The sequence below is a fragment of the Streptomyces acidicola genome (genome assembly GCF_009377235.1).
In the GTDB taxonomy this organism is placed as follows: Bacteria; Actinomycetota; Actinomycetes; order Streptomycetales; family Streptomycetaceae; genus Streptomyces; species Streptomyces acidicola.
Genome location: NZ_VMNX01000306.1, coordinates 1 through 9,690, shown reverse-complemented (window position 1 = coordinate 9,690; position 9,690 = coordinate 1). Strand labels below are relative to the sequence as shown.

Sequence of the window (9,690 nt, the reverse complement as noted above, 5' to 3'; positions counted from 1 at the left end):
TGCGGGGAGGGGGCGAGCAGTTCGCGGGCGGTGCGGACCAGGCGCAGGCAGTCGTCGGGGCCCCAGAGCAGGGCCTGCTCGCGGAGTGTGCCGAGGGCGCGGGGGAGGGCCGCGGTGACCGCCTCGTCGGGGGTGTCGCCCGCCATGAGGCCGAGCAGCGCGTCGTACGGTGCCGGGTCGGGGGCCACGGCCAGGGCCTGGGCGGTCTGCAGGGCGAAGTGGTCCAGACGTTCCAGGGCGCGGACGACCGAGGCGCGGGTGCCGGCTCGGGTGGCGAGTTGGGTGAGGTCCGTGGGGACGGGGGTGATGAGGTCGGGGCGGGTGCGGAGGAGTGCGGACAGGGACTGGTCGTCCCTCGTGCGGAGGGCTTCCGCCAGGGAACGGGGGGCGCCCTCGGGGGTGCGGTCCGGTTGCTCCTCGGTGCTCATCCGCTCCACGGTAGCGTGCCGTGCCGTGGGTGCACGGTCTTCCTTGGGGCTGCGCCCCAGGCCCCCTGTCAGCGACAGCCCCGTGATGCCGTGTGAATCTGCGGGTCGTCTGTGGCTGGTCGCTCCCCCACTCTCGGCTGCGCTCGACCGGGGGGACCCCCATCGCGGCGGAGCCGCATATCGGCACAGCCCCGCGCCCCTTTGGGGGGCTGCGCCCTCGTCCTCGGTTGGTGGGAGCCCCGTGTTGTTGTGGGGAGTCTGCGGGTCGTCTGTGGCTGGTCGCGCCCACGCGGCGGAGCCGCATAAGGGCACAGCCCCGCGCCCCTGGTGGGGCGCGGTAACGTCTGCGGTGCCGCTTCCGTAACGCACGCGCCCCGGAGGGGACTTCGTGGGGATTGAGAGTGACCAGGTCGTCTTTGAGTATCTGAGCCGGGTCGGTGACCTGGCCCAGCAGCGGCAGTTGCCGTCATCGGCGCGGATGCGGCTCGTGGCGGAGTTGCGGAACGAGATCGACCAGCGCCGGGCGAAGACGCCGGTGGACAGTCCGGCCGCGGTGCGCCGGATCCTCGCGCGTCTCGGTACCCCGGACGAGGTCGTGGCCGCCGCGGGTGGCGAGGACAGCGGGGTGGCGGGGCCGGTGGAGCCCCGTCCCGCCGTACCCGTGCAGCGGGAGAGCGAAGCGGAGGACCGGCCCAAGGGGCTGCGCAGGGTCGTGCCCCGGCCGCGTCCCGCCGAGCCTCCGTCGGCGCGGGCCAGGGACGCCGGGCCCACCCCGCCGCACCTCGCCGGACTCGACGAGATCGGCGACAGCGCCGGACAGGCCGACTGGTGGCGGGTGGACGGCAACCCCCTGGCCCGCCCGCAGGGCGGTCTGCACGGGAGCAACTTCGATCTCGGCGAGAGCGTGCCCGGGTTCGTCGGCGGTGTGGAGATCCCCGAGCTGCTGAAGCCCCCTCCGGAGAAGTCGCCGAAGTCGCCGGAGTCCGATGGGCCGGAGAAGAAGGACGGCGCGGTCGGTCTGGAGAAGACCGCCGAGGAGAGCGGCGCGGAGGGGAAGGGGGGCTCCGGGGGCGAAACCGGCGGCGGGCGTACCCGTCGGCGTGTCCTTCCCCGGCTGCGTCCCGGTCGTTCCGGTGGTCGTTCCGGTGGTGGCTGGAACAACCCGCTGCTCCTCCTCGCCGCCGCCCTCCTCGTCGCGGGCGCCGTCATGGGCAGTCTCGTACCTCTCGCCCTCGGCTGGCTGATCGCCTATCTGTCCCGCCGTCTCACCCAGAACGAGTCCAAGTGGGCCGTCCTGGGCGTCCCCGGAACGGTCGCCGTCGCCTGGGTCGTCTGGTTGTGGGGGCGTACGGACGGCAGGTGGGGCGACCCCATCGCCCAGGGGCACATGAACGACGCGGTCACCGAGACCTGGCCCTGGGTCCTGCGCGCCGCGGCCGTCGCCTCCGCCCTCTACCTGCTCTGGCGTTCCCAGCGCCGGAGGTAGGGCCGGACGGGCCCCGGCCCGGTCACGCCCCGCCTCCCGCCGTGCGCACGGTACGGCTGCGGATGATCAGCCAGATCAGGTACGGCGCCCCGACCGCCGCCGTCAGCACCCCCACCGGCAGTTCCGTGGGGGAGAAGAGGCGGCGGGCCAGCAGGTCCGCCAGGACCACGATGAAGGCTCCCAGCAGCGCCGAGCAGACGAGGGGGATCTGGGGCGTGCGCGTCAGCCGGCGGGCGATCTGGGGGGCCAGCAGGGCGACGAAGTCCACCGGACCGGCCGCTCCCGTCGCCATGGAGGCCAGCACCACACCCAGGGCCACCAGACCGAGCCGTACCCGCCCGAGCCGTACGCCCAGCGCGACCGCCGTGTCGTCGTCCAGGCCGGCCGTCCGCTGCGCCCGGGCCGCCCACACCACGGCGGGCAGCAGGAGCAGAAGCGCCCAGCCGAGGGGCCACGCCTCGGCCCAGCCGCGGCCGTTCAGCGAGCCCGTCATCCAGATCTGGGCCTGCTGGGCCACCAGGTAGTCGCCCTTGGTCATCAGCAGGGTCGTGACGGAGCGCAGCGCGATCGCGCAACCGATGCCGATGAGGACGAAGCGGGTCGCTTGCAGGCCGCCGCGCCAGGCCAGTACGTACACGAGCACGGCCGCGACCAGACCTCCCGCCACCGACAGGTACGGCAGGACCGCGTACGACGTCACCCCGAACGTCATCGCCGCGACCGTCACCGCACTCGCGCCCTGACTGATCCCGATGACGTCGGGGCTGGCGAGGGGGTTCCGGGCGACCGTCTGGATCAGGCCGCCCGCCACGCCGAACGCGGCCCCGACCAGGAGGCCCACCGCCAGTCGCGGCTCCCGCAGCGTGCCCACGACCAGCTTGGCCGAGGAAGGCTCGCCGGTGAGGACTTTCAGAACCTCTCCCGGGGGTACGAACCGCTCGCCCACGCACAGGTACGCCAGGCTCGTCACTGCGAGCAGCGCGGTCAGCGTCAGGGCCACCAGCGTGGCCCTGCGGTGCAGAAGGACGGACGTCCGGCCCGCCCGTACGGCCGTGTATCCGGCCGAGCCCAGGACGCTCACGCGGCCACCGCCCTGCCGCGCACCAGGAAGACCAGGAACGGCACCCCGATCAGTGCTGTCATCACGCCCGCCGGTACCTCCGCCGGAGGGAACAGCACCCGCCCGATCGTGTCCGAGAGGAGCAGCATCGTCGGCCCGAGCAGCGCCGACAGGGGCAGGATCCAGCGGTGGGCCTGGCCGACGAGGGCGCGGGCCAGGTGCGGGACGGCGAGGCCGACGAACGCGAGGGGGCCTGCGGCGGCCACGCCCACACCGGTCAGGACGGTGGCGCCGAGCCCGGCCACGACCCGTACGGTCGCGACCCGGTGCCCGAGCCCCCGCGCCACGTCGTCGCCCAGGGCGAGCGCGTCGAGCCCGCGGGCCACGGACAGCACGAGCAGGGCCCCCGGCACAAGGAACGGCCACACCTGCGCCGCGAGCTCCGCGTCCCGCCCGGCCAGTGAACCCACCTGCCAGAACCGGAACTCGTCCAGTGCCGACGCCCGGGTGGTCAGCACCGCCGAGGTCACGGACACCAGCAGCGCGTTGACCGCCGCCCCGCCCAGGGCCAGCTTCACCGGGGTCGCGCCGCCCCGTCCGCTCGACGCGATCGCGAACACCACGACCGAGGCGATGCCCGCGCCCGCGAACGCGAACCAGACGTAGCCGGTGAGCGTGTGCACCCCCGCGAACGCGATGGCCAGCACCACACCGACCGCGGCGCCCTGGCTGACACCGAGGATTCCGGGGTCGGCGATGGGGTTCCGTGTGATGCCCTGAAGGGCCGCTCCGGCCAGTGCGAGCCCCGCCCCGACCATGAGCCCGACGAGGGTGCGGGGCAGCCGCAGGCTCCGTACGACGTCGGCGGCGGCGCTGTCCCCGCCGTGCAGCAGTGCGTCGAGCACCGCCGAGGGGGCCAGGGCGCGGGCACCGACAGCGAGGCTCAGCAGCACCGCGAGGCCCAGCGCGACGACGGCCGCCGTCATCACGAGGACGCGTCGGGCGGCGGGCATGGGCGGGCTCCGGGGTGAGGGTGAGGGAAGGCAAGGCTGGCCTGAGTCTATGGGTGGGGTGCGCGGAGCCCGTGCGGGGGTGTGCGGAGGCCATGCCTTGGTGCGCGGGAGGCCGCGCGGGGGTGTGGGCCGGGATCGGTGTCATCCGGGCTGGGCACAATGGCCCATATGGCCTTTACGACCTCTCCCGCGCTGACCATCGGCTTCGACCTCGACATGACCCTGATCGACTCGCGCCCCGGCATCCACGCCTGCTACCAGGCACTCTCCGCCCGCACTGGCACGTACATCGACGCCGACCTGGCGATCACCCGGCTCGGGCCGCCGTTGGCGGAGGAGCTGGCGAACTGGTTCCCGGCCGATCAACTCGCGCCCATGGGCGATCTCTACCGTGAGATGTACCCCACAGTCGCCATCGCGGCGACGCCCGCGCTGCCCGGCGCCCGCGAGGCGATCCGGGCCGTCCAGGACGCGGGCGGCCGGGCGATCGTCGTCACCGCCAAGTACGAGCCGAACGCCAAGCTCCACCTGGAACACCTCGGTATCGAGCCGGACGCCGTGATCGGTGACCTGTGGGCCGAGCAGAAGGCCCTGGCGCTGCGCGAGTACGACGCGGCCGTGTACGTCGGCGACCACACCGGCGACATACGTGGAGCGCGCGCGGCCGAGGCGTACTCCCTCGCCGTGGCCACCGGACCGTTCGACGCGGAGGCGCTGCGCGCGGCGGGCGCGGACGCCGTCCTGCCGGACCTGACCGCGTTCCCGGCCTGGCTGGCGAACTACCGCGAGGCGGCGGCCTGAGGGTCGCCCGAGCTGCCTGCGGCGCCGGCGCTGCCCGAGTCGCCGGTGCCGCTCACGCGGCGGGCCCGGCGGCGGCCCGCCGCGATCGACTTCAGGACGCCTGCCCCGGCGATCAGGAATCCGACGCCCATGAGCATGCTCAGCCCGAACATGTACGTCGGGAAAGGCGTCGTTCCCAGGAACAGTGGGGCCAGGGTGACGAGTGTGGCCACGGCACCGAGGAAGAACACGACGGAACCGGCACGGATCAGCCGGTCGCCGGGTTCGGCGGAATTCGTTTGGGTTTTGTCACGCACCGGACCAGGGTAGTTCCCAGCGCAAGGGAACAGCCGGGTGACGTCTTGTCACCGGGCCCCCGAGCATTAGCCTTGGTACCGGCGGGTCCCCACGACCCGCTGTAGTGCTATACAGAGCAGTTTCCGCACACCCAGAACACGCCCGGAACACACCGAGCACACTTTTCCGACGCAGTTTCCGACGAGCAACGAGGACGAGGACAGACGTGCCTACCGGCAAGGTCAAGTGGTTCAACAGCGAGAAGGGCTTCGGCTTTCTCTCCCGCGACGACGGCGGCGATGTCTTCGTCCATTCCTCGGTTCTGCCCGCCGGAGTCGATGCTCTCAAGCCGGGCCAGCGCGTGGAGTTCGGCGTCGTCGCGGGCCAGCGTGGTGACCAGGCGCTTTCGGTGACCATCCTGGATCCGACGCCCTCGGTCGCGGCCGCCCAGCGCAAGAAGCCCGACGAACTGGCCTCCATCGTCCAGGACCTGACGACCCTTCTTGAGAACATCACACCGATGCTGGAGAAGGGCCGTTACCCCGAGAAGACCTCCGGCAAGCAGATCGCGGGCCTGCTGCGCGCGGTCGCGGACCAGCTGGACGTCTGAGCCCCTTTTCGGGAATCGGACGTCGACGTCCGACCCGCTTACGGGAAAGCGAGCACCTGCGAGCCGAGGGGCGGAAGCCGGCCCCTCGGCCGCCGCGCGTCCGCCCCGCCGCCGGCGGACTTCCGTGGGCGTGGTCAGGGAAAGTCCAGGGCGCCGGGCCCGAGCGCCGGCACCAGCCCTTCCGCCGCCGCGCGCGTCAGCAGCCCCCGAACGGCCGCGTAACCGTCCTCGCCGAGGTCGGTCGTGAACTCGTTGACGTACAGCCCGATGTGCTGGTCGGCGACCGCCGGGTCCATCTCCTGGGCGTGTTCCAGGACGTACGGGCGGGAGGCCTCCGGGTCGTCCCAGGCGGCGCGTACGGACGTACGGAGCGTCTCGGCGAGCAGGTGCAGCGTCCGGGTGCCCAGGGAGCGCTTGGCGATGATCGCGCCCAGGGGGATCGGCAGTCCGGTGGTGCGTTCCCAGTGCTCGCCCATGTCGGCGAGCTTGTGCAGCCCGTAGTTCTGGTACGTGAAGCGCGCCTCGTGGATGACGAGCCCCGCGTCGACCTTTCCGTCCCGCACGGCCGGCATGATCTCGTGGAACGGCATGACCACGATCTTCCCGACCCCGCCGGGCACCGTGTCCGCGGCCCACAGGCGGAACAGGAGATACGCCGTCGACTTCTCGCTCGGTACGGCGACGGTACGGCCGGCGAGTTCGACACCCGGCTCCGTGGTGAGCACCAGCGGCCCGCAGCCCCGGCCGAGCGCGCCTCCGCACGGCAGCAGCGCCCACTCGTCGAGAACGTACGGCAGTACCGCGTACGACACCTTCAGCACGTCGAACTCGCCGCGCTCGGCCATGCCGTTGGTGATGTCGATGTCCGCGAACGTCACGTCGAGCGCGGGTGCGCCCGGCACCCGGCCGTGGGCCCAGGCGTCGAAGACGAAGGTGTCGTTCGGGCAGGGCGAGTAGGCGATGTTCAGGGGACCAAGAGAGTCACGGGATGCGAGGGATTCGCGGGGCTCAAGGGATTCGCGGGGCTCACGGGGCTCATGGCGATCACTGGGTTCATTCAGCGCGGTCATGTGAAGTCCAACTCTCCAGTACGGGCGCGAGCTTCCCGAAGCCCTCGGTGAGTGCGGCCAGGGCGTCCGCGATGCGCCAGGCGGCCCGGTCGCGGGGGCCGACGGGGTTGGAGACGGCCCGCAGCTCCAGGACGGGCGTACCGTGCGCGGCGGCGGCCTCGGCGACCCCGAAACCCTCCATGGCCTCGGCGAGGGCGCGGGGGTGGCGGGCGCGGAGCTCGGCCGCGCGCTCGGCGCTGCCGGTCACCGTCGACACGGTCAGTACCGTTCCGACGCGTGCCCCGGTGGCGGCCGAGGCCTCTCGTACGAGTGATTCCGGCGGACGGTGGTGGACGGTGCCGAAGCCCAGTTCGGTGACGGGGAGGAAGCCGTCGGGCGTCTCGGCGCCCAGATCGGCGGCCGTGACGGTGTCGGCGACGACGAGGGAGCCGAGGGGCGCGTCCGGCGGGAAACCGCCCGCGATGCCGGCGGAGACGACGAGGCCGTAGGGCGTGCCGCGCAGGGCCGCCGCGGTGAGCGCGGTGGCGGTGGAGGCGGCGGCCAGGGCGGGACCGACGCCGGCGGCGACGAGGTCGTACCGGTCGCCGACGCGGTGCAGCGTCACGCCGGGAAGCGGCACCTCATGGGCCTGCGTCCCGAACGCCCTGGCCACCGCGTCCCTCTCGGCCGGGACCGCCGTGGCCACGAGCACGCGCGGCCCAGGGGCAGTGATCAGGCGTCCTTCGTGAGCTTGAAGGACCACAGCCCGGTGACGTTGGTCTCGCCCTGCTGGATGGAGACGACCGTGGTGTTGCCCTGGGCGCCGTACTGGGCGTTGAAGAACACGCTGCCCGGGATCGTGCGGTACGTCTTCGTGCTGGTGTCGGTCAGCGGCTGACCGTTCATGAGGATCGTCCAGCCCTTGTCCGCGATGTTCGGGTCGACGCCGAAGCGGACCGTCTCGTCCGGGTCGACCTTGATGGACTTGATGTCCTTGCTCTTCAGGCACTTCGCGAGCTCGGCTGTGGGGACGGCCTTGCCGTCGTTGTAGCAGTCCGTCTCGGAGCTCACCGAGTTCGTGCCGACCGTGACGGTGGCCATCGGGGTCGGCTTCTCGCAGGCGGACAGGACGAGAAGGCCGGCGGACACGGCGCCGAGGGTGGCGACGGCGCGACGTCGGCGGGCTTCGGAACGCAGGGAGGTCATGGCCGAAGGCTATCTGGCATGTCCAGCGGCCTTTCCATGAGGGGTGCGCGGCATGCCGGACGGTCCGCGGTATGCCGAACGGTCCGCGGTATGCCGAACGGTCCGCTCCGCACGCCGACGGTCCGCCCCGTATGCCGAGCGGTCCTCAGGCCACCCGCGCTCGGGGCGCGCCCCCGTGCCGGGCGGAGGAGAGCAGTCCGCGCACGGTCGTGATCCATCCGGTGCACACGATCGCGGCGGCCACGGAGAGGCCGACGACCCCGTTGAGGGGGAGGGCCATGGCGATGGCGCCGCCCAGGACCCAGGACATCTGGAGCAGCGTCTCGGAGCGCGCGAACGCGGACGTGCGGACGAGCTCGGGGACGTCCCGTTGGATCAGCGCGTCCAGCGACAGCTTGGCGAGGGCCTGCGCGAACCCGGCGGCCGCGGCCAGCAGGGCCACCATGACGGCTCCGAAGAGGGCGGCCGCCGTGATCGCGATGCCCAGGACGAAGGCGACGACGGTCACGATGATGATCTCGGGCGCGCGGGCCTTCAGCCACGCCCCCACGGCCGTACCCAGCGCGTTGCCGGTTCCTGCCGCGACCCCCACTATCCCGAGCGAGACGGCGGCGCTCTGCCCGGCGATCGGATGCACCCGCAGCAGGAACGCCAGGAAGAAGATCAGGAACCCGGAGAGACAGCGCAGCGAGGCGTTGGCGCCGAGACCGTGGGTGACGGCGATCCCGACGGTCCGCAGGCCAGGCCGCTTCAGCGCCCTGTCGCGGCGCGGGCCGTGCAGGTGCTCGGCGTCCGCCGCGAGCAGCGCCGTGGCCTCGCCCTTGGCCGAGTCGACCTTGGGGGGCAGCGAGAAGGACAGAAACGTACCGACGACGAAGATCACGAAAGCGCCGTAGAGCGGCCACCGGGGCCCGAGGGACTGCAGCCCCGCCGCGATCGGCGCGGCCACCCCGGTGGCGAGCAGCCCGCCGAGCGTGACGCGCGAGTTGGCCTTCACGAGCGAGAACCGCGGCGGCAGCAGCCGCGGCACGACGGCACTCCTGACGACCCCGTAGGCCTTGGACGCGACCAGCACGGCCAGGGCGGCCGGATACAGCTCCAGACTTCCCGTGACGACGGCACCGGACAGCAGCAGCGCGAGCAGGGCGCGGGCGAGCATGGCTCCGGCCATGGCGGCGCGGCGGCCGTGGGGGAGCCGGTCGAGGAGGGGGCCGATGACGGGGGCGAGCAGGGCGAACGGGGCCATGGTTATGGCGAGGTAGAGCGCGACGCGGCCCCGGGCCTCGTCGGTGGGCACGGAGAAGAACACCGTGGACGCCAGTGCCACGGTGATCATGACGTCCCCGGCGCCGTTGACCGCGTGCAGCTCGATCAGTTTGCCGAGCCCGGACTCCCCGGCCCCCTGCGCGTGCGTGACCTTCCTGATCCCCCGTGCCGCCCCGGTCACGGGGAAGTGCAGGGCACGCCCGACGGAACGGACGGCTCCGGTCATCCGGCCCGATCCGCCACTTCGGCTGCTCCCCTTGTTCACCTTGGCCCCACCGATCTCGGTAGCACCCCGGAACGACCTCGCGGCTGCCACTCCGTCATAGTGCCCCGAGTCGGGGCCGGGTAGTGCGGTAACGGCCCGGACGGCCTTCGGCGGGTCGCACCCCGCCGAAGCGGCGCGGGGCTGTGACCTTGTGCGGCTCCGCCGCGTGGGTGCGATCAACCACGGATGACCGGTAGTCGACGCACGGGATGGCGGGGCTGGGGCTGATC

General features: G+C 72.6%; 10 protein-coding genes and 1 pseudogene. 3 read left to right on the top strand and 8 right to left on the bottom strand.

Annotated elements, in window-relative coordinates:
* Nucleotides 1-428: pseudogene (locus tag FPZ41_RS41610) on the bottom strand (DNA-binding protein); the annotation flags it as partial.
* 388 nt (nucleotides 429-816) lie between these two features.
* Here FPZ41_RS41610 and FPZ41_RS41600 point away from each other — a divergent pair.
* Nucleotides 817-1,914, top strand: coding sequence for a hypothetical protein (locus tag FPZ41_RS41600; protein ID WP_322621401.1), 1,098 nt, complete (start codon nucleotides 817-819; stop codon nucleotides 1,912-1,914).
* 22 nt (nucleotides 1,915-1,936) lie between these two features.
* Here FPZ41_RS41600 and FPZ41_RS41595 read toward each other — a convergent pair whose 3' ends face one another.
* Together FPZ41_RS41595 and FPZ41_RS41590 are read right to left on the bottom strand one after the other, a co-directional pair.
* Nucleotides 1,937-2,995 (bottom strand): FecCD family ABC transporter permease, encoded by a 1,059-nt coding sequence (locus tag FPZ41_RS41595; RefSeq protein ID WP_322621400.1) that lies wholly within the window; start codon nucleotides 2,993-2,995, stop codon nucleotides 1,937-1,939.
* Complete coding sequence (locus tag FPZ41_RS41590) at nucleotides 2,992-3,987, bottom strand: FecCD family ABC transporter permease (protein WP_152869447.1); 996 nt, start codon at nucleotides 3,985-3,987, stop codon at nucleotides 2,992-2,994. The genes FPZ41_RS41595 and FPZ41_RS41590 overlap by 4 nt, the downstream gene beginning before the upstream one ends.
* Before the next feature lie 168 nt (nucleotides 3,988-4,155).
* Here FPZ41_RS41590 and FPZ41_RS41585 point away from each other — a divergent pair, with 168 nt between their 5' ends.
* Nucleotides 4,156-4,788, top strand: coding sequence for an HAD family hydrolase (locus tag FPZ41_RS41585; RefSeq protein ID WP_407698894.1), 633 nt, complete (start codon nucleotides 4,156-4,158; stop codon nucleotides 4,786-4,788).
* Here FPZ41_RS41585 and FPZ41_RS41580 read toward each other — a convergent pair.
* On the bottom strand, nucleotides 4,767-5,084 hold the full coding sequence (locus tag FPZ41_RS41580; protein WP_322621399.1) for a hypothetical protein: 318 nt from the start codon (nucleotides 5,082-5,084) through the stop codon (nucleotides 4,767-4,769). The two genes, FPZ41_RS41585 and FPZ41_RS41580, sit on opposite strands and share 22 nt — an antisense overlap.
* A gap of 206 nt (nucleotides 5,085-5,290) precedes the next feature.
* On the opposite strand from FPZ41_RS41580, the gene FPZ41_RS50080 reads away from it, so the two are divergent.
* The gene (locus tag FPZ41_RS50080; RefSeq protein ID WP_322621398.1) at nucleotides 5,291-5,674 is read left to right on the top strand and encodes a cold-shock protein; all 384 of its coding nucleotides are present in this window, start codon (nucleotides 5,291-5,293) and stop codon (nucleotides 5,672-5,674) included.
* A 134-nt stretch (nucleotides 5,675-5,808) separates the two neighbouring features.
* On the opposite strand, the gene FPZ41_RS41570 is transcribed toward FPZ41_RS50080, so the two are convergent.
* The 4 genes from FPZ41_RS41570 to FPZ41_RS41555 form a co-directional block, all read right to left on the bottom strand.
* A complete protein-coding gene (locus tag FPZ41_RS41570) occupies nucleotides 5,809-6,636 on the bottom strand; it encodes a 1,4-dihydroxy-6-naphthoate synthase (protein WP_322621402.1) in 828 nt (275 codons plus the stop codon).
* A gap of 91 nt (nucleotides 6,637-6,727) precedes the next feature.
* On the bottom strand, nucleotides 6,728-7,486 hold the full coding sequence (locus FPZ41_RS41565; protein WP_407698893.1) for a futalosine hydrolase: 759 nt from the start codon (nucleotides 7,484-7,486) through the stop codon (nucleotides 6,728-6,730).
* A complete protein-coding gene (locus tag FPZ41_RS41560; RefSeq protein WP_152869443.1) occupies nucleotides 7,456-7,929 on the bottom strand; it encodes a DUF2771 domain-containing protein in 474 nt (157 codons plus the stop codon). The genes FPZ41_RS41565 and FPZ41_RS41560 overlap by 31 nt, the downstream gene beginning before the upstream one ends.
* Nucleotides 7,930-8,074: 145 nt before the next feature.
* The gene (locus FPZ41_RS41555; protein WP_322621397.1) at nucleotides 8,075-9,511 is read right to left on the bottom strand and encodes an MFS transporter; all 1,437 of its coding nucleotides are present in this window, start codon (nucleotides 9,509-9,511) and stop codon (nucleotides 8,075-8,077) included.
* Between the last annotated feature and the right edge of the window lie 179 nt (nucleotides 9,512-9,690).